The organism is Corynebacterium sp. (assembly GCF_043426755.1).
Classification (GTDB): domain Bacteria; phylum Actinomycetota; class Actinomycetes; order Mycobacteriales; family Mycobacteriaceae; genus Corynebacterium.
In genome coordinates this window covers 1-25,295 of the sequence record NZ_JBHWRP010000071.1, presented here as the reverse complement: position 1 = coordinate 25,295, position 25,295 = coordinate 1, and the positions used below count along the sequence as shown (strand labels likewise).

Below are 25,295 nucleotides of genomic sequence, written 5' to 3'. Positions count from 1 at the left end.
TTTAGCGCCGTGGCACGCGCACCCGTAGTGCCGATGGTTCCACGGTCACGCTGAAACCATCGACTGTTCCTGCGGGGTCTCCGTCAACTTCGAACTCTTCTGGTTGGGAAAATTTCACGTCGATCTGTTTTCCCTGCAGGTAGCGCAAAGACTTCGAGTTACTATCCTCGCCGTCGACCTCGGCGCCGCGGCCCCGGAGAGTATAGAAAAGCTTTTGTCCCATCTGATAAGCCAGTTGGCCGAATATATTGAACCATCCAAAAAGCCCCTTTGGGCGCATGATGACCACGTCCAGCTTGCCATCGTCGGGAATCGCGTCCGGCAATAGCACGATGTTATTCACTAGGTCGCCGCAGTTGCCGACAATCACGCTGTGTGCTCGTGCCGTGCGCCAGCGACCGCGATCAACGCGACGCAACAGCTTGATACGGTCGCCGCCCTTGAGCGACTTCGCAATCGCCACGCCATAGGCCAGGAATCCGATCTTCGCCTTCAGATCATCGTCGGTATTTTTGATCATCTGCGCATCGATACCGACACCCGCCATAACGACGAAGGGAAAGGTCTCCTCCTCGGCATTGGGGCGATCCACCTTCGCGTAACACACGTCAATGGAGCGCTCCGTGCCCTGGAGCGCCGTCTCCATTGACTTATCAAACTCGGGATCGAGCGTGATATTGCGCGCGAGCAAATTACCAGTTCCTGCGGGAATGATGCCCAGCGAGGTATCTGTGTGGGCGAGCGCCGCAGCGACGAGACGTACAGTGCCATCACCGCCGCACGCAACGACGACATCGGCGCCCTCTGCAACAGCTTTTTGCGCCTGGGAGTAACCGGGATCTTCTTCGGTGGTTTCTTCCCAATGAATTTCGCTGTAACCATCGCCGTACTTCATGGCAAGGGTCTCAAGCTCACTTCGTGTGGTCTTGACAGGGTTATAGATAATGGTTGCGAAACGTAGTCCGTCCTCAGGTGCCATGCGCGTCATACTACCTGGCACGAACCCATAGCAGAGACTGAAGCATTATTTTCCACGCATAGAAACGCCGAAGAACTGCAGAATCTGTTCGGTCCCAATGTCTTTCGGTGCATTCTCATTCGGGTCGCGTTCCCCGCCTGGCCACGTGTGAGTGCCGGTGCCGATCCGGATGTGCTCCAGTGGAGCATCGCAGTCATCCCATTTTTGCTTCACCCCATTGCTGCCCAGCTGGCTGATGGTGACTTCGTCTGTGCAATGATTGCGCCGAGCTGCATCGTCTAGGATCTGCGGGATCGAGCTATACGCGGTGTCGTGACGGCTGCCTCCCTCGTAGGAGATGACGGAATCATTCGTGCCATGAATGTCCAATAATTTCATGGGGATCACGGAACAGTTATCGGAGACTTTCCAGTAATACGCAGCAGATACGGTAGACACCGCCGTAAAACCCGTGGGCCGCTGACATCCCACGTACGCTGCAAATCCACCGCCATTGGACAGTCCGGTGGCAAAGACTCGTGCGGTATCGATGTTGAACTCAGCGATCATCTTCTTGCGTACCTCATCGACAAACGTTAGGTCTTCCTCACTAGTGGTCGTTGCGTAGGGCGCCGGTGCCCACGCCTTGTCTATTCCATCCATGTAAACCACGTACGCGCGTGCGCGGTCCAAGTTTGAATAATCTCTCAGCACATCTGAGGTCTCGTCTTTGCCATGAAAGGCGAAAATCAGTGGCAGCCGGGTCCCTTCCGAGGCCTCCGGCGGGACAGTTACAGAGTAGGTCCGCTTCCGGCCGTCAACGGTGATCGACTGGCTGGAATTGCTCGGCTCACTGGTCGCCTGTGTTTCGGTCTCAGTATCAGTCTCGGTGTCGGTCTCGGTGTTGGTCGCGTCTGCCGCCTCTGTGGCACTCTCTGTCGGAGTTTCTTCCGCCTGCAGCGTGTCCCCGAATGCGTCGTTGATGTCACGCAGCTCTGCGTCGTCGTAGGGAAAACCACAACTAGCCAGTCCCAGCACACCGAGAACACTCAGCACCGCAGCTGTGCGAGTCAACCACGGTGTCTTATTCATGTTGCTCACTGCTCGTCTCGCCCTTCTTGCCACGCGTCCCACATGCGGGCGTACGCACCACCGTGAGTCACCAAATCTTCGTGGGTACCCAACTCGATAATACGACCATTATCCATCACGATGACGGTGTCTGCTTGCCGAGCCTGGTCCAATCGGTGCGCGACAACCAGAGCTGCTCGGTCACGCGCTACCAGAGCCGCGGCCAGCTCCAGGCTCGCCGCGTTCGAGGACCCTGCCTCCGCGGTTGCCTCATCCATCACCACCACAGCTGGGTCCAGCAAGAGGATGCGGGCAAGCGCTAATTGTTGTGCCTCGTAGGGTTCAAGCTGGTGCCCGCGGGCCCCAATGATGGTATCCAGCCCATCTGCAAGCTCCTCGAACCACTGTGCGCCCACCGCCCTAAGAGCATCCACCAACTCCTCATCGGTCGCGTCGGGGCGCGCCAAAGTGAGATCATCGCGTAGTGAGCCGGAAAAGACGTAGACCTCCTGTGACACCAGGGCAATACGTGTAACGCGTTCGTCGTCGGAAAGCTCATGGACATGCTCGCCGTCGATGGTGACAGAGCCGATCGTCGGCACGCGCAGGCCCGATACCAGGGCGGCAACGGTGGTCTTGCCCGCACCCGACGCGCCGACGACGGCCACAGTCTGACCTGGCTGGATCTGCAGACTCACGTCCTCGAGGGCAAGGCCGGTGTCGTCGTAAGCAAAGCTGACGTGATCCATCACGACCTCCCCGCGTGGCTCGGGAGCACCAACCGGTGGCACCGCGGCGGGTGGGTGCGCGGTGACTCCGACGATGCGGGCTAAAGAGGCATAACCGGATTGGACGGTGTCGAGCACGCGCATCACACCCATGATCGGGCCCCGCAGCCGAATCAACATGAGCATCGCCGCAGTCACCGCGCCGACCGACAACGCTTGCGACTGCACAGTCACGAACCCAACGAACAGCCCCGTGGCGATCATGAGGAATTCGCCACAACTCATCCATACCTGCAGCGTGGTCATCGTCGAACGCGCGGAAAAACCACGGGTCACCACGTCCATCGACGAGCTATAGATCCGATCGTGCGTCGCTTCCTCCATCTGAAAAGCGCGCACCGTCTCGCGGCCGTGGATTGCTTCCAGGATGCGCCGGGCTCGCTCCGCCATGGCGGAGCGCTCACCCGCGTAGCGCTGCGGGGCGACGCGCAGGTAGCGCCGCGCGCCGATAATATACACGGGTGCCGCCACCACTGGAACGAGCAGGAACTGCCAGTCCAGCGTGACCAGGGCCACCAGAGTCGCTCCAAGCGTGAACGCGCTCGACGCCATCACGGGAATCGTTTCGGTGACGGCCTTGGATAGCTCTGACACATCGTCGGTGGAACGCGACACCAAGTCACCGGTGCCCGCCTCCTCGACACGGTGCACCGGCAAGCCGAGGGCCGTGCCCACCATGGACTCGCGCAGATCCGCGATCACGCGTTCAGCGATGCGCGCCACAAGGTAAAAGCCCGCAGCACTCAGTGCCGCCGCCAACAGCGCTACGACCACCAACACGCCGCCAGCTGCAGCAAGTGCCCCCACTCCGCGGCCTTCGATGACGATATCGACGATCCCGCCCAAGATCCGCGGCACGGACACGTTGGCAAAAGCGCCGATCGTCAACAGGATCAGGGCGATGGTCGCGTCAAGACGAGCACCCGGCACCTGCTGCATGTGCTGCCCCAACGTCCGGCGCACCTCACCAAAAGTGGCTAGGGGAAACCTCATGGCTGCGCCACCTCCTCCTCGACGCGGGTGGCCACGCGTTTCCAAGCCGGTTGGTTGGTGTAGACCACCGTTGGTTTCTCACCGCGGTGGCGTGCCACGCGTTCGGTGATCCGCTGCTCAGTAATGGAGTCCACGGCGGTGGTCGGGTCCTGCAGCACCAAAATGTCAGGGTCAGACGCGATTGCTCGGGCAAGTGCTACGCGTTGACGCTGCCCGCCGGACAGTTGCCCACCGTTCTCCCCTACTTCACGCTCGGGGCCTCCGGGAATGTCGTCGGCGGCAGCAACATACAAAGCTGTGCTCACCACATCTGGGTCGCGGTGGATATTGCTGGCTACCGTGCCCGAAAACAGGTCAGCCGAGTGCGGTGCGACGATCACACGGTCACGCGGAGCGGTCAACAGGTCGTCCGGGACATCACCGGTCACCACCGTAACCCCGGGCGCCAAAGCGGGCACGTGCTCGTCGTCACGCGCGATAGCGAACTCTGCACCCAAAATGCCCCGCAAGCGCGTACCCGAAGCCTGGGCCGCAGCCCACCGCGAGGCAATATTTTTGCCCAGCATCGTCATCGGGTGAATGATGAATTGGGTCAGCCCCACCACGGTGATCAGCTCACCAATGCTGATCGTGCCGTTCATCCCGAGCCACCCCGCCACAACCGCGACGGCGATGATGTAGAGCGAACCCGTCGATTCGGTCAGCGTATTCAAGCGCGCTTGAGCCGCGTTGGCGTTAACCGTCCGCTCATAGGCCAGGTCCGACACCCTGCTGAAACGGCCGCGCACGGTAGCAATCGCACCCAATCCTTTCAGCGTACGCAGTCCCTGGACCACATCCGTCGCCGTCGCGGCAGTATCCGCCAACGCCTGCTGCCGCCTCCCCGAAGCCTTGCGCAGCGGAGTGGCCCCGGCCAGCGCAATCGCCACCACAATCGGTCCACCGACCAAAATCGCCACGCCCAGCGGCAGATGAATCGCCATCACCATTACCCCCACATAGATCACGGACACAACCTCCGCCACCGGAAACACCGTCATCATCACCGCATCCGCCACGCGCTGGGTATCCGAAGACGCAATCGACAACAACTCTCCGGCCGTCCTACGCTTACCGCCGATTCCCCGCGGGTGCATGATGCGGTCACTGACAGCCATCCGCAGATCATGCCCCACCAACAGCGTTGCCGCGATCAACAGCCGGCGGCCAAAAAAGCCCGCAGCGATATTGACCAAAAAGGTCACAGCCAACACGCCGATCCACACCCACAGCCGCGAAAAGTCTCCACGCGCAATCGCATCGTCGATCGCTTGCCCCACAATCACCGGAGTCAAACCGTTGGTCACAAATGTCGTCGACATCAGTATGGCGGCGGGAAGGGTGCGCTGCCACCGCGACGTCACAGTCTTAATCAGCCACCGGGGATCCTCAGGCGCAGGCAGAACACTCATGCCAATACATATTACGGGGGTATCCCGAGACCGATAGAACGCACTTGGAGTTTCCAACCAGACCCCAGGTAACTTAGACACCCATGAACCCCGCCCCACGCCGCGTCCCCAGCCAGAAAGATGCGCCCAGCTTCCGCGACGACGCCCACCGGCGCAGCTCCGCGGCCGCCTTCGCACGCGGAGCAGACATCTACGACGACGTACGCCCCTCCTACCCCACCGAGGCCATATCGCTTGTCGACGATTGCCCCGTGGTTCTAGACAGCGGATGCGGAACCGGCAAACTCACCCGCCTGCTTGCCGACGCGCCGGGTCATACCGTGCTTGCCTGCGATCCTTCCGCCGACATGACGCGCGTGTGCGCCACCCAATTGCCGGATGTCCCTGTCTGGCGCGCGACTGCCGAAGCCACCGCGCTTGCCGACGACACCCTCGATGCCATCACGTGTGCGCAGACGTGGCACTGGGTAGACACCACCGCGGCCAGCGCTGAAGCCGACCGGGTCATCCGCGCCGGAGGAAAGCTGGTGTTGTTGTGGAACACGCTGGACACATCGCACCCCTGGGTGCTTCGGCTGGCGCGCATCATGCGCTCTGGCGACATCCAGCGGGAGGGTTTCTACCCTGAGGTCGCACCACCCTGGCGGCTAAACAAGGAGTTGCGGACCACGTGGGTGCAACATCTCACGACCGATCAGGTCTACGCGCTCAGCCAGACACGATCGTCGTGGCTGCGCGCCAACGAAAAAACACGTGAGCGGATGCGCAACAATCTACACTGGTACCTCTTCGAGCGGCTCGAACTCCAGCCGGGCCAGTTGGTGCCGATCCCGTACCGCCTCGACGCCTTCGTGTACACCCGCTAGCGCGGTGCTAGGTGCCTTAGATGATATCGGGCTCATCTCGGGTAGCGGTGTGCTCAATGTCGAAGAAGTTCAGGCTTTCGATGGTGGCATCCACACCAGCGTATTCTTCCTGGCCTCGGGGCCAGCGGTGCCCCATTTCGTCGATGGAGATCAGCTGCAGATCATTACGGCAGCCACCTGCATGCTCGATCGACTTCACACGCGAGGGGTATCCGTCAACGCGGTTTTCTTCTAGCTCTACACCATCACGGGGCGCGGTGCATTCGGCATCCATAGCTGCAGTCAGGAGTGCTTCTTCAGCACCGAGGAGATAGTACTCCTCGCCGTTATCTTTGCGCGGCCCGCCATCAAACGCGACTCGGTCGTCGTCGGTACCGTGGAAGCTTAGGTAATTCGTCGGGCGTTCGGCACAATCTTCAACAGTACTTTCGAAGACTGCGGCACCCACGGTAGTGATCGTGGGAAAGCGGCCCGGACGTTGGCACGACAAGTAGCGGGCAAACCCTCCGCCATTGGAGAAGCCGGAAACGTACACGCGCTGCTGATCCACTTCGAAGTCATTGCTGAGCCGATTGTGCAGTTGATCCATGAACGCTAAATCGCTGCGACCCGAAGGGTCGGCTGCGTAGTAGGCGGGCGCCCAGGACTCGTCAACGCCTTCTGGGTACACGACGATCGCATCGGCAAACTTGTGAAACTCAGTTGCGTTCGACATGCGCTGCGGGTTGGAACCTTTGCCATGGATGACGTAGATCAGCGGCAGGCGCCTGTTCTGCCAACCCTGCGGGGCGGCCACCATGTAGGAACGCTCGGTGCCGTCCACATTCACAGATTCCGAGCGCAGATCAACGGCCGACCCCTCGCGCTCGGCCTTGACAATATCGTAGCTATCCTGCGTGACAGTAATCTCGAAGCCGTCATAGTCGATGCGCAGCTCAGAATCTTCGTAGGTGACATCGGCGCTGTTCATCCAGTTATAGGTTCCTTCGTTCAGCCACGTAGTGCCCTCCATGTCTTGGCCCATGTTCGCGGCTGCAGCGAACTTTCGGCCGTCACCTTCAGTATGGAATCCCACTCCGTTCGCGTCGGCGTCAAATCCCTCGGCCTTCCCCCAATCAACATCGTTGCCTTGGCAATAGACATCTGGCGCACCGTTTCGATGATTCAGACCACACGTCACCTCCTCCCCGCCAAAGAACACCGTGAAGGAGCGTGTTGGGAGAATTGGAGTACCGGACTCTAAGATGTTGCCACCAAAAAATTCGCTAGCCTCCTCCTCGGAAAGCTCCTTCCGCCCGTCCTCGTCTAAGACAAACCCGGCGTGAGACTCCAAGCTGGCGCAGGTCAGCTCATTTTCACCGGTTGCGGCACAGGCCCCGCCGGGGAAACTGACGTATTCGCCTTGGTGCATATCTCGGACGACCTTGCTATGGTCCGTCTCGACAAATTGCTCGCGGAAACCGTCGCTAAGCTCCCAAATGCCGTCTACATTAGCGAAGGAGAAAGACTCCCCAGAGTCACTCTTGCAGCCATAATGGGTTTGCTCCGCCGACCCACACGTCCAACCCGGGACCTGGTCCTCGATCGCAGTCCCCACCACAGGGACGCTATGCCCCACCGCGTGAACAAGCGGGGAGGCAGGGCCGCTTGTCGACGACCCTCCCTCCCCTCCTGTCACGCCAGGAATGACCGGCTCAGGCAGGGAATCCTGAGACTGCCCCTCGGTTTCCTCCTCGGGCTCACAAGCCGCAACACCCAGCGCGACCGCGCCAACGGCGACTATGGCAAAGGCAGAACGCACAAGCGACGAAAAATGCACACCAACCTACTTCCTACGACGCTCCCTCACACGCACCGCGATACGCACCGGGGTGCCATGGTAACCAAATTGCTCACGAAACTTTCGTTCCAGATAGCGACGATACCCTGCCTCGAGGAATCCCGTGGTGAACAGCACAATTGTTGGTGGCCGAGTCGAGGCCATTGTCGCAAAGAGCACCCGTGGAAGCCGGTTATTGTTCATCGGCGGCGGGTTCGCAGCGATCGCTTCACGCAGCCAGTTATTCAGCTGGCCGGTGGAGATGCGCTTGTCCCAGTTCTCTACAGCCTCGATCATTGCTGGTTCCAGCTTGTGCAATGCGCGCCCAGACTGGGCCGAGATATTAATCTTGGAGACCCACGGCAAACGATCGATCTGCAGATCCAATTCGCGGTCGAAGAAGTAACGACGGTCCTCATCCATGAGGTCCCACTTGTTGAACGCGATCACCAATGCCTTGCCGGCATCGATCACCATGGAGATGATGCGCTGGTCCTGCTCGGTGATCTCCTGCGAGGAGTCAATCAGCACGATGCACACCTCCGCCGCCTCAATGGTGTTCTGCGTGCGCAGGGATGCGTAGTACTCGTGCCCCTGCGCGCTCTTGACCTTGCGGCGCAGCCCTGCCGTATCGATGAATTGCCAGGTGCGCTCATCCAGCGTGATCATCTCGTCGACGGGGTCCACCGTGGTTCCGGCAACATTATCCACCACCGAACGGTCCGACTTGGACAGCTTGTTCAGCAGGCTCGACTTGCCCACATTAGGCTTGCCGACGAGGGCGACGCGCCGGGGCCCACCCGTAATCGAGGCCGCTTGGCGTGGCTCCTCCGGGAACAAACGGATTATTTCATCCAGCACATCTGCGTTGCCGCGGCCGTGGAGCGCGGATACCGGCCACGGGTCTCCCAGCCCAAGGCCATAGAAATCAGCCACGTCAGCCCACTGGCTATCGGACTCGAACTTATTGGCCACCAAAATCACAGGGACCTCAGAACGCTGCAGGTTGTGCGCCATCGCGGAATCAGACTCGGTAATCCCTACGTGCGAATCCACCACCATGACAATGACGTCTGCGGTAGCCATTGCGGCTTCCGACTGGCGCGCGATCGCCGCGTGGATACCTTTCGCATCCGGGTCCCAGCCACCGGTGTCTTGCACCCAGTAACGCTGCCCATTCCAGTCCGCCAGGTAGCTCACGCGGTCACGGGTGACACCAGGGTGGTCTTCCACAACTGCTTCGCGGCGGCCCAGGAACCTGTTCACCATCGTGGACTTACCCACGTTTGGTCGGCCGACAATGGCCACTGTCGGCAGATTCTCATGAATCAGTTCGGGATCAAGAATGCCGAGGCGCTCGTCGAGCTCCGCCCATTCCTCCTCCGTCATGTCCTCGAAGTCAAAATCTTCCTCATCGAAGCCATCGTCGGCCCAGCCGCCGCCGGGGTTTTCGACGATCTCGTCGGTATACGCCTGATCGGCATCGACTTCCTCGCCACCACCGAAGGCGTAGACGAAGCTCGTGTCATCGACGTGCTCGTCGTCATGCGTGTTCTTGTCGGTCACTTCGCACTCTTTTCAATCACGGTGATCAAAGCTTCGACCACCTCATCTGGGGTCAGCTCGGAGGTATCGATCACCTGGGCGTCGTCTGCGGGGCGCAGGGGTGAGGTTTCCCGCGAGGAGTCAAGCCTGTCGCGGCGTTGCACGTCGGCAAGCACTGTTTCATAGTCTGCTTCACGGCCAGCGGCGATGTCCTGGTCATAACGGCGTTGTGCGCGCACATCCGCGCTCGCGGTGAGGTAAACTTTCGCGGGCGCGGTCTCAAGGACCACGGTTCCGATGTCTCGGCCTTCGATGATCGCCCGATGCGCCTCTTTCGCCAGCTTGCGCTGCAGAGCCACCAGGTTTTCGCGGACCTGCGGGATCGCTGAGACCGCCGAGACATTACGTGTGACCTCCGGCCCACGGATTTCTCCCGAGACGTCCTCACCATCCAACAGGACTTCGGTGGAGTCTGGATCATCAGACACGCTCAGCGGCAGGTCGCGCGTAGCGACGATTACCGCCTCCTTATCCGCCGGGTCGACCCCACCGCGCAGCACCGCAAGCGTGGCCACCCGGTACATCGCACCGGTATCCACGTACTTTGCGTTCAATTGCTTCGCCAAGGTGCGACACGTGGATGACTTACCTGTTCCCGAAGGTCCGTCAACTGCCAGGATCAGGCCGCCATCGGGCATGTTGGAAAGACTCACATTCCCACCGCCTTGTACAAAGAGGTCAGCTCTGCACGGTTCAAAGCGCGCAAGGCGCCAGGCTTCTGCTCGCCAAGCTGCACGGTATGAATCTTGGTGCGTACTAGGCGCTGCACAGGGTACCCCGCAGCCTTCAGCAAGCGGCGCACAATGTGCTTGCGGCCTTCGTGCAGTTCAATCCGGATCAATGATTGGCCGTTGTGTACGTCAACGATCTGGGCGTAGTCCACCTTCGCTGGGCCGTCGTCAAGCTCAATGCCTTTCTTGAGCTGGCGGATCACGGACTTGTCGGCTTCACCAAGGACCGTTGCCAGGTAGGTCTTCGGCACCTCGTAGCTCGGGTGCGTCAGGCGGTTCGCCAGCTCGCCGTCGTTCGTGAGCAATAGCAGTCCTTCAGTGTCCGCATCGAGGCGGCCCACGTGGAAGAGTCGCTGGCCGGAGACGACCTTGTCTGCGACATAGTCGCCCACACATGGTCGATCCATTTCGTCCATCATCGTCGTGTGCACGCCGCGGGGCTTGTTGAAGACGAAGTATTCGTGATCTTCGTTGACGTTGACGCGCACCCCATCGACACGGATGATGTCCACGTTCGGGTTCACGCGCACGCCTTGGCGGCGAATGGTTTCGCCATTGACCTCGACGCGGCCCTTGTCGATCATCACTTCCGCGTGTCGACGAGAGGCCACCCCGGCCTGAGCGAGCACTTTTTGCAGGCGGATGCCCTGGGGCTTCTCATCTTCCCACCAATTATCTTTCAGCGGGTGGTCGGCGTTCTTTGCGCGCTCTGCGCGACTGACGTGCTGTTTATGCGCCGGTTTCGCGTTAGACAGGAAAAACTCTTCGTCTTGCCTGTCTTTGTCCGGTATGCCTTCTCGGCGAGCGGGAGGGGTCACAGTATGTCCTAACTGTAGATATGCGATTTTTACCTGGGCTGATCCTACCAGGCATCCTCAATGGAATCGACTTCCGGAAGCAACGGCGCCAGATCAGGCAACCGATCCAGTGAATCAATCCCGAGCAGTTCCAAAAACAGCTCGGTCGTGACATAGCGGTGCGCACCGGTCGCCTCATCCGGGTCCACCTCCCGAACCAGACCACGCAACGTCAACGTACGCATCACACCGTCTACGTTGACACCGCGTACACCAGCAACCTGGGCGCGTGTCACGGGTTGGCGGTACGCGACCACCGCTAGGGTTTCCATCGCAGCACGGGACAGTCGGGTCTGCGTGCCGTCAAGCAAGAACTTTTCGACGGCCTCCGCATTCTCCTGGCGGGTGTACAACCGCCACCCCTCCTCAGTTTCCCGCAGGTCAATTCCACTGCCGCGGGATTCCAGCTCGTCGGCAAGCGCCCGTAGCTGATCACGAACCTCGATCACATCTGCGCCAAGCGCGTGGGCGATAGTTTCAGCGTCGGCAGGCGAGTCAATCACAAGCAGGATGGATTCGATATTCGAGCGCAGTTGGGGCACCATGGGCAGTTCCATGGTCACCGAGTCTATCGCGTTGCCCCCTTAAGATACTTCGCCGGGAAATCCGCGCAAGTTTTTTAGTGAAACAGTTCACACTGCGACTGTGGGTTGTCTAACATCTCACTATGGCTACTACAACACGAACAGACCGACTGATCCTGATTCCACTCACCGTCGAGGAGGCTACCGAAGCCTTCAAGGTGTACTCCGACCCGCGCATCTGGCGGCACCGGCCGGGCCAAGTCCACACGGAGAAGGAAACGACCCGCCAGCTCATCGAGCGCACCCACCAATCCTGGACCAAACACAACCTCGGACCATGGGCCGCGTACCTGCGCGAGCGCCCCTCCGAGTTCATCGGGGTTGGTGGCGTGGAGGTCTACAACGACGATGTCTACGACATCAAATACCGCCTCCGGCCCGACCACTGGGGCAACGGCTTCGCCACAGAAATCACCGAGGCCGCCATCAGAATGGCTAAGCGCACCAACCCAGACATGCCCATTACGGCGCGCATCACGACGAACCACCCAGCCAGCGGGCGCATCGTCGAAAAGCTCGGGCTATCGACCGTCTGGGAAGGCCGACGCGCGGGCGCCGAGGACGACCCCAGCGAACCCGACGTGCGCATTTACGCCGACAGGGAGCTTTCCGACGACGTTCTCAACGTCTTGAAAACACGCCCTTAGGACCAGTTGGAGGCGGCCACCACGGCGGGGTCCACATCGACGCCCGTCCACGCCACATCGAGTGGCCCCAGTGCCTCCTGTTGCTCCGTCTCGACTGCGCGCGCCTTGTACAACTCCAACAGAGCTAAGAATCGGCCGACGATCTCCATGGACCGCGTGCAGTCCCTCGTCAACGCCGCAAAAGACAGCCACGTGTCCGGACCCACCAGCTTCAGGGTGTCCAAGAGTTTTCCGGCCTGCTCAGGCACCGAGACCTCAACCTGGTGCAGGTGGTCCACGCGGACCTCATCGGGAGCCTTCGGACGAAACACGCTGGCAGCAAGCTCTGCGAAGGTGGCCGGGGTATGCCCCAGGCGCACCGGTGGCAGAAGATCTACGAACTGCTCTTCCATCGAGACCGCGCGCGGGTAGCGGCGGCGGGCATCTTTTTGCCACTGCACAAACTGGTCAGCCACCTGCTGGTAGGCCCGGTATTGCAACAGGCGGGCAAAGAGCAGGTCCCGTGATTCGAGCAGCTCGAGGTCTTCCGCATCGTCAATGTCGCCGCGGGGTAACAAGCGGGCCGCTTTCAAATCGAGCAACGTGGCCGCAATCACGAGGAACTCGGTAACCTCATCTAGCTCTGCCGTCTCCCCGAGCGCACGCGTGTAGGCGATGAACTCATCGGTGACCTCAGCTAAGGCAACTTCGGTGACGTCTAGCTTCTTGGCGCTGATCAAGTTGAGCAGAAGGTCAAACGGGCCCTCGAAATTATTGAGTACCAGGGTAAAGCCGGTGATTTCAGGCTGGTACGCCCCCTCGGGCACAGCAGGAGTACTGGCCGGGGTGGTCGTCGATACGCCCACTAGGAAGTCCGTTCAATAACCTCGAGGGCGAGGTTACGGTACTGCTCTGCGCCCTGGGAGCTCGGCGCCCACGTGATGATTGGCTCGCCGGCCACCGACGTTTCAGGGAAACGCACAGTGCGCGTGATCACCGTGTCAAACACTCTGTCACCAAACACCTCGACTACACGCCCCATCACTTCACGCGCATGCGTGGTTCGGCGGTCAAACATGGTGACCAGAATGCCCACGATCTCCAGATCGAAGTTGATGCGGTCGCGCACCTTTTCCACCGTGTCGGTGAGCAGCGCTAAGCCACGCAGCGAGAAGTATTCGCACTCCATCGGGATGATCACACCGTGAGAACACGCCAGGGCGTTCACGGTTAGCAGGCCCAGGGACGGCTGGCAGTCAATGATGATGTAGTCATACTCGCCGCGCACTGGGCGCAGCGCGCGCCCCAAGGTCTGTTCGCGGCCGACCTCATTGACCAACTGGATTTCTGCAGCCGACAGGTCAATATTGGCAGGCACAAGGTCAAGGCCTGGAACGTTACTGCGCTGGATCGCGCCATGAATGCTGGTGGTGTTATCCAGCATCAAGTCATAGACCGTGATGTCGTCTTCATTTTGCGCCACGTCAAGGCCGGCGGACAGTGCGCCCTGCGGATCAAGGTCCACCAGCAACACCTTGCGGCCCTGCTCGGCCAAACACGCGCCTAGGTTGATCGACGAAGTAGTCTTACCCACACCACCTTTTTGGTTGACCATCGAGATGATCCGTGCCGGCCCATGCTTCTCTAGCGGCTTGGGCTGCGGGAGTTCACGAACAGGTCGCCCAGTCAGGCCAACTTCCACCTCGGAAGCGTCAAACAGTCCGTCTTTGCTCACGGTCATACCTTCTTCCTTGACTTGGGCAGTGCGGGTGCAAGCTTACATCGTTGTCATTCCCATCTTAACGACTATCTTAACCAGACTGCAGAAGCCAAGCGGGAGCACCAGAGCCACCAGCCAGAATCAAGATCATAACCTTGACGGAGACACTAGCGTGCTTATCGACGACCACGCCCACGCTTGCGCAACGCAAGGATGAGGGCCACAACCAACACAAGAATAAGAATCACGCAAGCAAGGATCGCCCACCACACCCACGTTGAATCGCTCTGCTGTTCGCGCGCGGCATCTGCTCCTTGCGCCACCTCACCATAAGGGTTGGATTCGCCGTCTGCTGAAGCCGAAGGTTGCGCGACGGGAGCGTTGGTGGCGGTAATGGTGACGATATATTCCGCGATCGCGTCATCGCGCACCACCTCCATGATGAAGGGATTGTCGGGGGTCTCGCCCTCCGGGTACGTCAGCGTCATCGTGCGTGCACCCATATCGATGTCACGCTGCACACCTTCGATGATCTGACCGTTGACATCGAGGTAACGCAACTTCAACCCTTCTGAGTTTCCGGCCGCCAACGGCGCCAAGTCTGCTGCCTGCTTCAGCGACAAAGTAACGCTCAGCACGTTGCCGTGGATCTCCCCGTCGAAGTAGAGACGATCGGCCTGGTCCGTGTCCACCGGAGCGGCGGGTTGCCGTGGCGGAGTCGATGCTGCTTCCCCACCAGACTGAGCAGGCGACCCTGGCGCAGCTGGTGCACCGGCGTCGCCTCCTGCGCCACCGCTAGGCGAATCTTCCGCGATGCCCCCAGATCCCCCAGCTCCGGACGTGTCCTCTGCCACCAGTGTGATCGTGGCCGAATAGCCACCAGCGCTCACCGGCACACTGATCTGAGAACCCGGCTGGTTCGGAGCAGTCACGGTTACACCTGTGCCCGAGGCGCTTACCGACCAGCCTCCATCGGAATATGAGGCATTGACCGGAACCCCAACATCCACCGAGGTTGTCTGCCCCGCGGGAACGGAAATAGTGGAAGGAATCATCTCGGCTACTACTGCTGGGTCAAGGCCTTCGGGGATCTGCGCTACAGCATTCGGTGCCGCTGTCATGGCAAGTCCAAAAACAGTGGCAATCGCAAGGCTTGCCGTTAGAAGGTGACGACGCTGGGTCACGGTACTTACTCCCCTGGTGACTGATGAACAAAACTCATTGCCGCAAAAAGCAATAGTGTTTTAGCAGTGTACCGCTTTAGGCCCGGGGGTGAGCCATTTGCCATACCTCGCGTAAATTATCGGCAGTGACGTGAGTGTAAATCTGCGTCGTCGTCACCGACGAGTGCCCCAACAGTTCCTGCACGGTGCGGACATCGGCCCCGCCCTCCAGAAGATGGGTGGCGAAAGAGTGCCGCAAGGTGTGCGGTGACACTTCCTTATCGATACCAGCGCGTTCAGCGGCAGTCTTAATAATGGTCCACGCACTTTGACGCGACAGCGCACCGCCGCGGGTATTCAAAAATAGCGCGTGTGACTTTCCCGTGGCGAACACTGGGCGGGCGCGCACGAGGTACGCCTCGAGCGCCTCACGAGCATGGCTACCCAATGGCACGATCCGCTGCTTGGCGCCTTTCCCCGTAACGGTGATGATCCCGTCGGTGTCAGTCACGTCGTCGACGTCCAGCGACAACACCTCCGACACACGCGCGCCCGTGCCGTAGAGCATCTCCAACAACGCCTTGTCACGCACACCGAGTGGCTCCTCTGTGGGGCAGGCGTCGAGCAGCCTGGCTACTTCGTCGATAGTCAACGTGTCCGGCAAGTGCTGCCCCGTCGAGGGTGGAGACACCGCAGCCGCCACGTCAGCGGGCACGTGGCCTTCACTGGTGGCGAACTTGTGCAGTCCACGCGCGACGACGAGCGCTCGGCCTGCCGACGAAGCCGCCAAAGGAGAACGTCCGTTGTAGCCACGGCGCAAATCTTGCACATAAGCTTCCACATCGGCCGTGGTCACGCCGGCAAGCGAAGTCCGTCCCGCCTCCTGCAACCACGTGACATAACGATTGATGTCTCGTTTATAATTGCTCAGCGTGTTGTCAGACAGCCCACGTTCCACCGCCAAGTGATCCAGCCAACTGCGCCCAATCTCCGCTGCGTCCACTTAGAGCTTCTTCATGTCTGGGGTGATGCCGCGCGCATGCCGACGATCAGCCATCGACGACGGGCGCAGGTTGAACGGAGTGTGTGGATCCCGGGCGGCATGACGGCCTGCCACAACCTCGGAGGCCGCCAGGATGCCCACGACGGCGATCGAGTTTGTGATCCGCCCATTCATCACAGCCGCGCGGGCTTCGTCAAGGCTGACCCACTTCAGCTGCATGTCGGCCTCTTCATCTTCGGCCTCCGGACGCTCAACAGCGCTGAGATCGCGGGCCAAGAAGATCCGCACGGCTTCTTCACAAAAGCCCGGAGAGGTCACGATATCACTCAACAAGTGCCATTGCTGTGCGGCAAGCCCTGCCTCTTCCTGCAGCTCGCGCGCAGCACAATCGACGGGGTCCTCACCGTAGATATCCAAGATGCCCGCGGGCAGTTCCCACAGACGGCGCTCGACACTGTGCCGGTACTGCTCCACCATGGCGATCTGCCCCTCATCGTTGAGGGCCACGACCGCCACCGCCCCAAAATGCTCGACGATTTCACGCCTAGCAGTCGAGCCACCGGGCATGGTGACGGTGTCTCTGCGCAGCGCCAGAATTGGCGCCTCGTGCAACAACTCGGAGTCAGTGACGGAAAATTCGTGACGGTTCATAAAACCCAATCTAGCTTTTCCGCGCACTCTACGGCAGCGCAGGCGAAGGCGCCTCGGCGCTAGCGGCCGCACCATAAGCGCCAGACTCACCTTCAAGCAGTTCGGAGGCTGCCAGCACAGTAGCCACTCGGCCAAAGGACCGGTCGACCGAATCGACCGTAGACACTAACTCGGCCAATTCTGGGGTACTGCGAATCCGTCCAATCACACCCTGGTCGGCGGCAGTATGGATGCGGCCGGCGACCACCAAGTTGCCACCGCGGGATTCCATACCTTGGACCAGGTCCACGAGTACGCCGGTGCTAAACGACGAATCCCCCGCACCGTCGGCGTCACCGGTCACTATAACGATGGCGTGAGCAGGCAAAATGGTGCCATCCTCATAATCGATGAAACCGGCCTCGCGCAGAGTCTGCAACACCAGCGCGCGATCTCCCACCGAAGCCAGGGGCTCCGCGCCCTCCTCGTCGTAAAGCAAGGCGGTGCCCAAAGACTCACCGGCGTGCAGGCCAGGCGCCAGGTTATCTTCCGACAACTGGGCCCCTGCCGGCAGCGTATTAGCGATGATGGACTTCAGCTCGTCCGCGCTCGTCTGATCACCGAACTGCTCCGTGAGCGTAATCTGTCCGGAGTTCTCGGCACCAGCAGCCTCCAGTAAGGACGACACCGCGTCAACATCGGCCTGGTCGGCATCCGCCGTGAGCAGCATCAGCACGGGGCGCTGCTCCAGAGTCCCCGCCACGGCGTCGTCCCCGATGCCATTAATGAGACCGTCGGCCGCGTCGGCCTGGGCCGCTGCGATTTCTGCCTGCTGGCTTTCCCCCTCAGTATTAGTTGTGTCCTGGGATCCGGCGTCGGCAGAAGTATTCGTCGATACGCCCGAAGCCCCATCACCCATTGCTGGAGCCAGCACGAGGGTGCCCAGCGCGACACCCGCTGCGACACCGAACCCGAGGCCGGTGACAAGCCACCCGCTGCGGGAAGTTTTCTTCCCTGCCATAACTATCGTCTCTCTTTCTATCTCCGCGCAGCACGCGCGGCGCCACAGCTAGTTAAACCAGCCCTGGACGGTCAAAGCGATGGAGTTCCATGTATCGATCAAATTATTGGCGAAGGAGTCATCGCCTCCGAATCCCACCACTAGGATGATCGCAGCCACGGCCACCAGAAGGCCCAAAATCGCCCATGCCCACGCAACGCCACGGCCGGAGCTGACGTTATACAGATCCTCAATCACAGACGCATCGACGATCCGTCCACCGCCCTTCAACCAGGTCAACAGTGACGCTGGTTGCGCGTACTCGCGGTTGGAGAAGATTGCGTCGAGGTCCATACGCTCCCCGACTGTCACAATCATTTGTGCGTCGTGGAATACCGCAAGCAGCACCGCCAGGTCCGTGGGATTATCCAGGGCTGACGGGAACGTCATAGCACCTACGCCGAGATCCTGGATCCGTTCCAGGCCTTCGGCATGCCCATCAGGATCGGCCGGCAGGATCACTCGCGCATCGCCGCGCAGCGTCTCCGAGGCCACGTCCTTGGGGTTGCCAACGATGTAGTCAGGTTTATAGCCCAAATCCATGAGCGTGTCAGCCGCCCCAGCCACGCCGATGAGCACCGGGTTGAACTCACGGATGAAGTTACGCAACCCAGCCATGCGTTCGCGATGGCCCTGCTCAGGGGAAACGATGAGCACCTTGCGCCCGTCCATATCATCGCCGAGGTCTGGAACGCCCACGCCATCGATCAGCAGTGGCGCCTCAGAATGGATGAACTGGATGGTATTTCCGAAGTAGGCTTCCATGTGGTCAACCAGGTGACGCTGAGCCTCGTTGAAGTTAGTATCAGCGTCGCCGCGCAGCAGCTCGGTGGCCGTGCCGACTGTCTTCTTCCCAACATAGATCTCACCATCCTCGGTGATACCACCCTTTTTCCCGTCGCGAAAGGCAGCCCGCAGCTCAGCGCCCGCGTTTTCATATAGTGCCACGTCACTATCGAGCAGTATATGCGGGCCATAATTAGGAATCGCCCCGGTGGAAAACTCGGCGATATTCACCACTGCGGCCGGGCGGGCGTCGACAAGCGCCTGTGCCTGCCTGCGTGACAGATCTGGAGCATCAATCACGGCGATCTCACCGGCTTTTAAACGCTTCAGACCTTTGCCCTGAGGGGTGCAGTCACGCAGGGCGCCCTGCAGACCGGGGTGGTCAGAAGTACTGGTGATCTTGCTACTCATGGGACCTATTGTGGCCGGTAGAACTCCGCAAGTGGGGAAGGCGCGCGGAAAGCTTCACGCTTCACCTTTACCCAGAGGTTATTCCTCGCATCTCCACGACCTCAGCCTGCGCCCGATCAAACAGTTCAGTAGCGTGCGCCCGCCCCGTATCCGTGTCGTCGAGCCCGGCCATCATCCGGGCAAGCTCTTCGACACGTTCCTCGTCGGAAAGCGCCGACACACCCGAAGTCACCGACTCATCCCCGACATTCTTCGCTACGTGCAAGTGCGTATCCGCGTACGCCGCTACTTGCGCCAGGTGCGTGACGACGATTACTTGGTTGTGCGTGGCCAGCCGAGCCAGCCGACGCCCGATCTCTACCGCGGCGCGACCGCCCACACCAGCGTCTACCTCATCAAACACAAGGGTGGTACCAGTCGATGTTGACGACAAAATCACCTCAAGCGCCAACATCACGCGTGACAATTCACCGCCGGACGCGCTGGAGGCCAATGGCTGGGACTCCATGGCTGCGTTGGGAGCGAGCCGCATCTCCACGGTATCGGCACCGTCGCGCGTGTACTTATGCTTTCCGACGACCACGTCAAGCCGGGCCTTCGGCATCGCCAAGCCGTGCAGCTCCTCGGTGACCGCCGCGCCGAGCTTTTTAGCAGCTTTCGTGCGTGCCTGGGTGAGCTTGCGTGCTTTGGCCACCATCTCTTGCTCAGCTTCGGCCACCTGCTTTTTCAGGCTCTCCAATGCCTCCGATGAGGTATCGATGCTGGCCAAACGCTCCTGGGCCTTGTCCCTCCACGCGATCACTCCGGCAATATCCGGAGCGTACTTCTTTGTCAGGGACTTCAGGTCCTGCTGGCGCTGCAGCATTGAATCCAAACCCGCCGGGTCGCTGGGTAGGTCGGCCAAATAGCTACCCAGTTCTGCCGCCACTTCGGACAAAATCGCGGTAGATTCCGTGAGCCGGCCGCCAAGTTCTGCAAGCTGCTTGTCGCTGCTTTGCGCCAGTGCGGCTTCAGCCTGCCCCGACAGAGTGGAGGCGCCATCTTCATCCCCATATCCGCCCACGGCGTCTGGCCCGTCGATCGCGGCCAGTGCGGTCTCCGCTGCTTCTCGCAGACTGTCGACGTCTTGGAGGCGGCGGATATCTGCCACCAGCTGTTCATCTTCCCCATCCACCGGGTCAATGGCAGCAATTTCGTCGAGAGCAAACTGCAGACGGTCGACTTCCTGCGCCAGTTCACGACGTTTCTCCGTGCGTTCCTTAAAGTCTTTGGCATAAGCGCGCCACGTCAAAAATGCTTCTGTGTAAGCAGAGCGCAATGGGCCAATAGTGTTGTCGAAGCGGTCGAGTGCTGCTAGTTGTTCCTCCGGCGCGAGCAGGCGGAGCTGATCGTTTTGGCCGTGGATCGTCAACAGCTGCGAAGAGAACTCAGCCAGGGTCGCCGCCGGGACGCTGCGGCCGGCAAGATGCGCACGCGAACGCCCCGTTGCCTTCACCGAACGCGAGGCTAAAAATTCCCCGTTTTCATCCGCGGCACCTCCGGCGGTATCAACGATGCCCGAGACCTCTTCCCTAATGTCCTTCGGCAGCGCGTCGACATTAAAACTACCTTCGACGAGGGCCTGCTGCGCACCGGTGCGTACTCGCGAGGCGTCGGCACGCCCACCTGTGAGCAGCCGCAACCCGGTGACAACCATCGTTTTACCCGCGCCTGTCTCACCGGTCAGTACGGTCAGGCCGTCGGCAAGCTCGGCAGTGGCGTGAGGGATCACGCCTAAGTTCTCGATAGAAATATCAAGCAGCATAATGCCCCAACTTACTGTGGTTTGGCCGGACCACGCCAACCATCCACAGGTAACCGGAGCTTTCGAACCAGGCGGTCGGTAAAGGGTGAGTCGTCGAGACGCACCCAGCGCACCGGCCGAGAGCCACGCACAACCTCGCAGCGCGAACCCGGTGGCATAGCGATCGGGCGGAAGCCGTCCATCACCACCATGGCAGGTGACGTGGTGGGGTGCGATTCCACTGCCACAGTGGAATCCGGCGACACGACCAACGGTTTAGTAAAGAGCGCGTGCGCGTTGTTCGGAACCACAAGGATCGCGTCCAACTCCGGCCACATCACCGGCCCACCGGCCGAGAACGCATACGCGGTCGAACCAGTCGGCGTGGAAATCAGAACACCGTCACAGCCAAAAGTGGACACCGGGCGAAAATCGACCTCAAGGGTCGCGTCTAGTACGCCACGGCGGTTCAAGTTTTCCACGCTGACTTCGTTCAACGCCCAGCTGGTGTCCAGCACCTTGCCACCCGGATCCAAGACGGTGATGTCGATGGTCATGCGGTCTTCGATACCGTAGGTCCGGTCGATCACCCGCCGGATCGCCATATCAAGGCTTTCGGCCTCCCATTCTGCGAGGAACCCGACGTGGCCTAAGTTAATGCCCAGAACTGGGATATCTTGAGCATGCGCGAGGTCTGCTGCACGCAGAAAGGTTCCGTCGCCACCGAGGACCAACACAAGTTCGCAGCCTTGGGCAGCATCTTTGGTGTGGGCGACGCGCTCTAACCTGGCCAAGCTAGGGTGCGCGTCGATCGCCTCCATATCCGACTGCGCCAAGATTCGTACCTTGATGCCGTCACCCTGGATTAATTCCGCTGCGCGTGCGGCCGCGGAGATATTGCCCTCGCGTGTGGTGTGCGGGACCATGAGAATCTCACGTTGTCCATCCGAACTCATTGCGCAGGTCCTTCCTTCACGGCAGTGGCGATCATTGCGTCAAGATCCCGGTCAGCTGGGACGGACGCACCGCCATCTTTCACCAACCATAAAAAGTATTCTACGTTGCCGCTGGGGCCCGGCAGCGGGGAGGCCACTACGCCCCGACAGCTCAACCCTAATCCGGCCGCGAACCGGGCAACATCGCCCGTGACCTCCGCACGCAGCTCATTTGAACGCACGACTCCCCCGCTGCCCAAACGTTCCTTACCTACCTCGAACTGAGGTTTCACCATCGGCAGCAAGTCTGCCCCGTCACGAAGACAGTCCGCGATCGCCGGCAGCACGAGCCTCAAGGAGATAAAGGAGAGGTCGCCCACCATCAAATCAGCAGGCCCACCCATCATCTCGGGAGTGAGGTGACGCATATTGGTCCGGTCAAGCACGGTGACGCGCGGGTCATTCTGAAGCCGCCAAATCAATTGCCCATAGCCAACGTCCACGGCAATTACTTCGCGCGCACCTCGGTCCAACAGCACGTCGGTGAACCCACCGGTGGATGCCCCAGCATCGAGCACACGCTTATCGACGACATCGAGCCCCAGAGGCGTGAAGGCATCAAGGGCACCGATCATTTTGTGAGCCCCGCGTGAAGCCCACTGGTCATCCTCATCCATTGCTACCTTGATGGAAGCGTCTGGTTCGACCACCGTAGCTGGTTTGTGGGCAGCAAACCCGTTCACTGTGACCCGACCGTATTTAATCCAGTCCACTGCTTGCTCGCGGGATCGCGCGATTTTGCGGCGAACTAACTCCGCATCGAGCCTTCTGCGTCCAGGGGCCACGAATCGTCCATCCTTTGTGTTGTTAATTATCCTGTAGTGCGTCGTGCAGAACGCTGTGCGCACGAGCCAGCAGGTCGACTTCCTCGGCCAAGGTGTCGGCTGGCTGTGCCAGGATCTCGTCGAAAGTACGCGTTAGGTCCTCCGGCCGGACGGCCGTGGTCCGAGGATCGTGCGGTTTAGGCGCAGACACTAGCTACCACCACTGGGCGGTTGCTGCGTCTGCAGCATCCGACATGGGGCGGATAAACGCAGGAGCATGAGGCATAGACCAGGCGACATTCAACACTGTCCGCAGGGCTTCGATGCTGGTTGCGTCAGGATTACCACGCTCAAGGAGAATATCCTCGCCGTCGACACGTGCGGTGAATCCACCCTGTGGGCCAGGCACCAGCGCGAAGGGATCGTCGTGAAGCGCGCTCATGTCCTCTGCGATATAGCGTGGACGCATCTCCGGGGTAGCCTCAATCAGCGCCATGGGACCGGATACGCCGGTGAGCACGTGCAGGGAATCCATTTTCGCGGCGACCGCGCCTGCAATATCCGTGTCGAGCCTGTCGCCCACTGCCAGCGGCGCTTTCGAGTTCATCGCTTCTGCGGCCTGGAAAAACATTGCCGGTTCGGGCTTGCCAGCTGAGGCAGGTACGACTCCGGTCGCGCTGGTGACAGCTGCCACCATGGATCCGTTGCCCACGTGCAAGCCGCGCTCCATCGGCAGCGTGGTATCCATGTTCGACGCTAGATAGGTCGCCCCTTGACGGATGGACAGCGCAGCCTCTGACAGCTGGGCCCACCCGGTCTCAGGGGAATGCCCGTGCAAGACCACTTTGGGCTGGTCGTCAGCACTATCGACGAGGCGGTAGCCCGCCTGAGCGGCAAGCTCCTTGAAGGAGGGCGCGCCAACGACGAGGACAGGGTCACCGGACTCGAGGTATTCGCTAGCCATGACGATGGCGGCTTGGGCCGAGGTGATGATGTCCGTGTCCGCAGCCTCCAAACCGATGGCTCGGAGCTTCTCTGCTACTTCCGCGGGGCCTCGGGAAGCATTGTTGGTTACGTACGCGGCCGGAAGGCCGGAGGTTGTGATCGCTTCAACTGCACCGGCAATAGCATCGCCGCCGGCCCAGACGGTACCGTCAAGGTCAAGGAGAAGAGAATCGTACTGTTCTATGAGGCTCATACCTATGACCTTAGCCCAGCTCTTCCAACCGCACGTTTGCGTCGGTCAATTCTTCGACGTCGATGGCTGCGACGTGTTCAAACCATTCCTTGGCTTCTTCACGGCGATCAACCTCGAGCAAAGCGTCCGCGTAGGCATAAGCAAGGCGCATCTGTGAGACCCCATCAGCATCCTTTGACGGGTTCATTCGCTGCAAAGTGGCCACAGCGGCTTCGTTCTGTCCTAAATCACGGCGGGCGCCAGCGACAACGATGGCTAACTCAATTCGTGATGCTGGATCCAATTGCCGAGCCTCGGGAGTACGCGACAATTCGATTGCTTTTTCCGGGCGTCCGAGGCCGCGTTCGCAGTCAGCCATGACGGCAAGCATGCCCGGGCCTCCCATCATTCGACGGGCAGCGCGCAATTCGGCAAGGGCCTCTTTCCATTCGCCGGCGTGATAGGCAGCTACACCATTCATTTCGCGGACGACACCGACCCGACCAGCACGGTTTTTCGCAGCACGTGCGTGGCTCAACGACAGCTGTGTGTCGTCTTCGAGCAAGGTGGCAGACATGATGAGATGTTGAGCGACTCGATCAGCGTTGTCTTTCGACAGGACCCGCAGGTCCTGGAGAACCATAGGGTCTAAGTCTTTGATATCGATGTCGCTGGGCAGATCAGGCTCAGACAGCTTTTGTGCCATGCGGTCTTCACGAAAGCCTTGCCGTTGAGGGTTCGATCGATCGTGGCGAACTTCTCCGCGATCGTTTCGATCGTTGCGCGGGCTTCTGTCGCGGTCGTCGCGTTTGCCGCCCTGCGCGTGTCGACGACCGTCCCGCCGATCAGAGGGCTTCCCATCCCGACGTGGACCTGAGCCACCTTTGTAGTCGCGGCGGCGATTGTCCTTGTACGGCTTTCTACCACGAGGGCGGTCTTCGCGGAAATTCTGGGATGACGTCTCGTCGCTCATCTACTGGCCCTTTCTATGATCGGCACGTCCTTCTACTCTAGTAGGTCTATGAGCAGAGAAACGAAAAAGGAGCGTAGTAGGAATAAGGAGTACTCAGACTCAGCTCATCCCAACTACGCTCCAGATTCACTATTCAAATTTTTAGGTCGGCGGTAACCTACTCTCCCACATCCTCCCGGATGCAGTACCATCAGCGCGGGCGGGCTTAGCTACCGGGTTCGGAAAGGGACCGGGCGTTTCCCCGCCGCCATCAACCACCGACACACCTCTAGGGCAACGTGTCGACAACCAATCAGACGAACGGTCATCAAACAAGTCATGACACACACCAAGCGTGTTGTGTCAGACACTGCACAGTGGACGCAAACAAACCTTTATTACTCGTTTCGCTTTGTAATGTGTTTTTATCGGTCAAAATTAGTACCAGTCACCTCCACATGTCACCACGTGTCCAGATCCGGCCTATCAACCCCATCATCTC

General features: G+C 60.2%; 25 protein-coding genes and 1 rRNA gene. 3 read left to right on the top strand and 23 right to left on the bottom strand.

Annotated features, from left to right (window positions below):
• Position 1: 1 nt before the first annotated feature.
• From ACHFGA_RS06935 to ACHFGA_RS06920, 4 genes are read right to left on the bottom strand one after another with little or no spacing between them, the layout of a single operon-like run.
• Entirely contained in the window at positions 2 to 979 is a 978-nt protein-coding gene (locus ACHFGA_RS06935) for a diacylglycerol/lipid kinase family protein (RefSeq protein WP_394281676.1), read from the bottom strand.
• A 45-nt stretch (positions 980 to 1,024) separates the two neighbouring features.
• On the bottom strand, positions 1,025 to 2,050 hold the full coding sequence (locus ACHFGA_RS06930) for an alpha/beta hydrolase family esterase (RefSeq protein WP_394281675.1): 1,026 nt from the start codon (positions 2,048 to 2,050) through the stop codon (positions 1,025 to 1,027).
• Between the two features lie 5 nt (positions 2,051 to 2,055).
• Complete coding sequence (locus ACHFGA_RS06925; protein WP_394281674.1) at positions 2,056 to 3,810, bottom strand: ABC transporter ATP-binding protein; 1,755 nt, start codon at positions 3,808 to 3,810, stop codon at positions 2,056 to 2,058.
• Positions 3,807 to 5,261 (bottom strand): ABC transporter transmembrane domain-containing protein, encoded by a 1,455-nt coding sequence (locus tag ACHFGA_RS06920; protein ID WP_394281673.1) that lies wholly within the window; start codon positions 5,259 to 5,261, stop codon positions 3,807 to 3,809. The genes ACHFGA_RS06925 and ACHFGA_RS06920 overlap by 4 nt, the downstream gene beginning before the upstream one ends.
• 83 nt (positions 5,262 to 5,344) lie before the next feature.
• Between ACHFGA_RS06920 and ACHFGA_RS06915 the strand changes: the two genes are divergently transcribed.
• Positions 5,345 to 6,127 (top strand): class I SAM-dependent methyltransferase, encoded by a 783-nt coding sequence (locus ACHFGA_RS06915; protein WP_394281672.1) that lies wholly within the window; start codon positions 5,345 to 5,347, stop codon positions 6,125 to 6,127.
• 16 nt (positions 6,128 to 6,143) lie between these two features.
• On the opposite strand, the gene ACHFGA_RS06910 is transcribed toward ACHFGA_RS06915, so the two are convergent.
• The 5 genes from ACHFGA_RS06910 to scpB are packed head-to-tail and all read right to left on the bottom strand — an operon-like array spanning position 6,144 to position 11,696.
• Complete coding sequence (locus ACHFGA_RS06910) at positions 6,144 to 7,946, bottom strand: alpha/beta hydrolase family esterase (protein ID WP_394281671.1); 1,803 nt, start codon at positions 7,944 to 7,946, stop codon at positions 6,144 to 6,146.
• Positions 7,947 to 7,952: 6 nt separating this feature from the next.
• Positions 7,953 to 9,512 (bottom strand): ribosome biogenesis GTPase Der, encoded by a 1,560-nt coding sequence (gene der / locus ACHFGA_RS06905; RefSeq protein ID WP_394281670.1) that lies wholly within the window; start codon positions 9,510 to 9,512, stop codon positions 7,953 to 7,955.
• A complete protein-coding gene (cmk, locus tag ACHFGA_RS06900; RefSeq protein WP_394281701.1) occupies positions 9,509 to 10,189 on the bottom strand; it encodes a (d)CMP kinase in 681 nt (226 codons plus the stop codon). The genes der and cmk overlap by 4 nt, the downstream gene beginning before the upstream one ends.
• Positions 10,190 to 10,200: 11 nt before the next feature.
• On the bottom strand, positions 10,201 to 11,100 hold the full coding sequence (locus ACHFGA_RS06895; protein WP_394281669.1) for a pseudouridine synthase: 900 nt from the start codon (positions 11,098 to 11,100) through the stop codon (positions 10,201 to 10,203).
• Positions 11,101 to 11,144: 44 nt separating this feature from the next.
• Positions 11,145 to 11,696: an SMC-Scp complex subunit ScpB gene (gene scpB / locus ACHFGA_RS06890; protein ID WP_394281668.1), complete on the bottom strand. Its 552-nt coding sequence runs from the start codon at positions 11,694 to 11,696 to the stop codon at positions 11,145 to 11,147.
• A 110-nt stretch (positions 11,697 to 11,806) separates the two neighbouring features.
• Between scpB and ACHFGA_RS06885 the strand changes: the two genes are divergently transcribed.
• The gene (locus ACHFGA_RS06885) at positions 11,807 to 12,370 is read left to right on the top strand and encodes a GNAT family N-acetyltransferase (protein WP_394281667.1); all 564 of its coding nucleotides are present in this window, start codon (positions 11,807 to 11,809) and stop codon (positions 12,368 to 12,370) included.
• Here the strand turns inward: ACHFGA_RS06885 and ACHFGA_RS06880 are convergent.
• From ACHFGA_RS06880 to ACHFGA_RS06820, 13 genes are all read right to left on the bottom strand, one after another.
• Complete coding sequence (locus tag ACHFGA_RS06880; protein WP_394281700.1) at positions 12,367 to 13,176, bottom strand: segregation and condensation protein A; 810 nt, start codon at positions 13,174 to 13,176, stop codon at positions 12,367 to 12,369. The genes ACHFGA_RS06885 and ACHFGA_RS06880 overlap by 4 nt on opposite strands.
• A gap of 38 nt (positions 13,177 to 13,214) precedes the next feature.
• Positions 13,215 to 14,084, bottom strand: a complete 870-nt coding sequence (locus ACHFGA_RS06875; RefSeq protein ID WP_394281699.1) for a ParA family protein — start codon at positions 14,082 to 14,084, stop codon at positions 13,215 to 13,217.
• A gap of 161 nt (positions 14,085 to 14,245) precedes the next feature.
• Positions 14,246 to 15,190 carry a hypothetical protein gene (locus ACHFGA_RS06870; protein WP_394281666.1) on the bottom strand — a complete coding sequence of 315 codons (945 nt, stop codon included), beginning with the start codon at positions 15,188 to 15,190 and terminating at the stop codon, positions 14,246 to 14,248.
• Between the two features lie 139 nt (positions 15,191 to 15,329).
• Positions 15,330 to 16,235, bottom strand: a complete 906-nt coding sequence (gene xerD, locus ACHFGA_RS06865) for a site-specific tyrosine recombinase XerD (protein ID WP_394281665.1) — start codon at positions 16,233 to 16,235, stop codon at positions 15,330 to 15,332.
• Positions 16,236 to 16,886, bottom strand: a complete 651-nt coding sequence (locus tag ACHFGA_RS06860) for an NUDIX domain-containing protein (protein ID WP_394281664.1) — start codon at positions 16,884 to 16,886, stop codon at positions 16,236 to 16,238.
• Positions 16,887 to 16,914: 28 nt separating this feature from the next.
• On the bottom strand, positions 16,915 to 17,886 hold the full coding sequence (locus ACHFGA_RS06855; RefSeq protein WP_394281663.1) for a copper transporter: 972 nt from the start codon (positions 17,884 to 17,886) through the stop codon (positions 16,915 to 16,917).
• Between the two features lie 48 nt (positions 17,887 to 17,934).
• Positions 17,935 to 19,122, bottom strand: coding sequence for a putative cytokinetic ring protein SteA (steA, locus tag ACHFGA_RS06850; protein WP_394281662.1), 1,188 nt, complete (start codon positions 19,120 to 19,122; stop codon positions 17,935 to 17,937).
• Between the two features lie 67 nt (positions 19,123 to 19,189).
• Positions 19,190 to 20,926: a DNA repair protein RecN gene (gene recN, locus ACHFGA_RS06845; protein WP_394281661.1), complete on the bottom strand. Its 1,737-nt coding sequence runs from the start codon at positions 20,924 to 20,926 to the stop codon at positions 19,190 to 19,192.
• An 11-nt stretch (positions 20,927 to 20,937) separates the two neighbouring features.
• Complete coding sequence (locus ACHFGA_RS06840; RefSeq protein ID WP_394281660.1) at positions 20,938 to 21,861, bottom strand: NAD kinase; 924 nt, start codon at positions 21,859 to 21,861, stop codon at positions 20,938 to 20,940.
• Positions 21,858 to 22,685: a TlyA family RNA methyltransferase gene (locus tag ACHFGA_RS06835; protein WP_394281659.1), complete on the bottom strand. Its 828-nt coding sequence runs from the start codon at positions 22,683 to 22,685 to the stop codon at positions 21,858 to 21,860. The genes ACHFGA_RS06840 and ACHFGA_RS06835 overlap by 4 nt, the downstream gene beginning before the upstream one ends.
• Positions 22,686 to 22,707: 22 nt before the next feature.
• Positions 22,708 to 22,875 carry a hypothetical protein gene (locus tag ACHFGA_RS06830; protein ID WP_394281658.1) on the bottom strand — a complete coding sequence of 56 codons (168 nt, stop codon included), beginning with the start codon at positions 22,873 to 22,875 and terminating at the stop codon, positions 22,708 to 22,710.
• Positions 22,876 to 22,878: 3 nt separating this feature from the next.
• A complete protein-coding gene (locus tag ACHFGA_RS06825) occupies positions 22,879 to 23,862 on the bottom strand; it encodes an HAD-IIA family hydrolase (RefSeq protein ID WP_394281657.1) in 984 nt (327 codons plus the stop codon).
• A 10-nt stretch (positions 23,863 to 23,872) separates the two neighbouring features.
• Positions 23,873 to 24,547, bottom strand: coding sequence for a hypothetical protein (locus tag ACHFGA_RS06820; protein WP_394281656.1), 675 nt, complete (start codon positions 24,545 to 24,547; stop codon positions 23,873 to 23,875).
• Positions 24,548 to 24,589: 42 nt separating this feature from the next.
• On the opposite strand from ACHFGA_RS06820, the gene ACHFGA_RS06815 reads away from it, so the two are divergent.
• Positions 24,590 to 24,718, top strand: a complete 129-nt coding sequence (locus ACHFGA_RS06815) for a hypothetical protein (RefSeq protein WP_394281655.1) — start codon at positions 24,590 to 24,592, stop codon at positions 24,716 to 24,718.
• A gap of 240 nt (positions 24,719 to 24,958) precedes the next feature.
• On the opposite strand, the gene rrf is transcribed toward ACHFGA_RS06815, so the two are convergent.
• Positions 24,959 to 25,076, bottom strand: a 5S ribosomal RNA gene (rrf, locus tag ACHFGA_RS06810).
• Positions 25,077 to 25,295: the final 219 nt, after the last annotated feature.

Coding starts and splice junctions, on each gene's coding strand:
- scpB (WP_394281668.1), bottom strand. CDS start 11,696: ATGGAACTGCCCATGGTGCCCCAACTGCGCTCGAATATCGAATCCATC.
- ACHFGA_RS06915 (WP_394281672.1), top strand. CDS start 5,345: ATGAACCCCGCCCCACGCCGCGTCCCCAGCCAGAAAGATGCGCCCAGC.
- ACHFGA_RS06925 (WP_394281674.1), bottom strand. CDS start 3,810: ATGAGGTTTCCCCTAGCCACTTTTGGTGAGGTGCGCCGGACGTTGGGG.
- ACHFGA_RS06860 (WP_394281664.1), bottom strand. CDS start 16,886: ATGAACCGTCACGAATTTTCCGTCACTGACTCCGAGTTGTTGCACGAG.
- ACHFGA_RS06840 (WP_394281660.1), bottom strand. CDS start 21,861: ATGAGTTCGGATGGACAACGTGAGATTCTCATGGTCCCGCACACCACA.
- ACHFGA_RS06870 (WP_394281666.1), bottom strand. CDS start 15,190: ATGACAGCGGCACCGAATGCTGTAGCGCAGATCCCCGAAGGCCTTGAC.
- ACHFGA_RS06825 (WP_394281657.1), bottom strand. CDS start 23,862: ATGAGCCTCATAGAACAGTACGATTCTCTTCTCCTTGACCTTGACGGT.
- steA (WP_394281662.1), bottom strand. CDS start 19,122: ATGAGTAGCAAGATCACCAGTACTTCTGACCACCCCGGTCTGCAGGGC.
- cmk (WP_394281701.1), bottom strand. CDS start 10,189: ATGCCCGATGGCGGCCTGATCCTGGCAGTTGACGGACCTTCGGGAACA.
- recN (WP_394281661.1), bottom strand. CDS start 20,926: ATGCTGCTTGATATTTCTATCGAGAACTTAGGCGTGATCCCTCACGCC.
- ACHFGA_RS06820 (WP_394281656.1), bottom strand. CDS start 24,547: ATGGCACAAAAGCTGTCTGAGCCTGATCTGCCCAGCGACATCGATATC.
- ACHFGA_RS06885 (WP_394281667.1), top strand. CDS start 11,807: ATGGCTACTACAACACGAACAGACCGACTGATCCTGATTCCACTCACC.
- ACHFGA_RS06930 (WP_394281675.1), bottom strand. CDS start 2,050: ATGAATAAGACACCGTGGTTGACTCGCACAGCTGCGGTGCTGAGTGTT.
- ACHFGA_RS06935 (WP_394281676.1), bottom strand. CDS start 979: ATGGCACCTGAGGACGGACTACGTTTCGCAACCATTATCTATAACCCT.
- ACHFGA_RS06920 (WP_394281673.1), bottom strand. CDS start 5,261: ATGAGTGTTCTGCCTGCGCCTGAGGATCCCCGGTGGCTGATTAAGACT.
- ACHFGA_RS06855 (WP_394281663.1), bottom strand. CDS start 17,886: ATGGCAGGGAAGAAAACTTCCCGCAGCGGGTGGCTTGTCACCGGCCTC.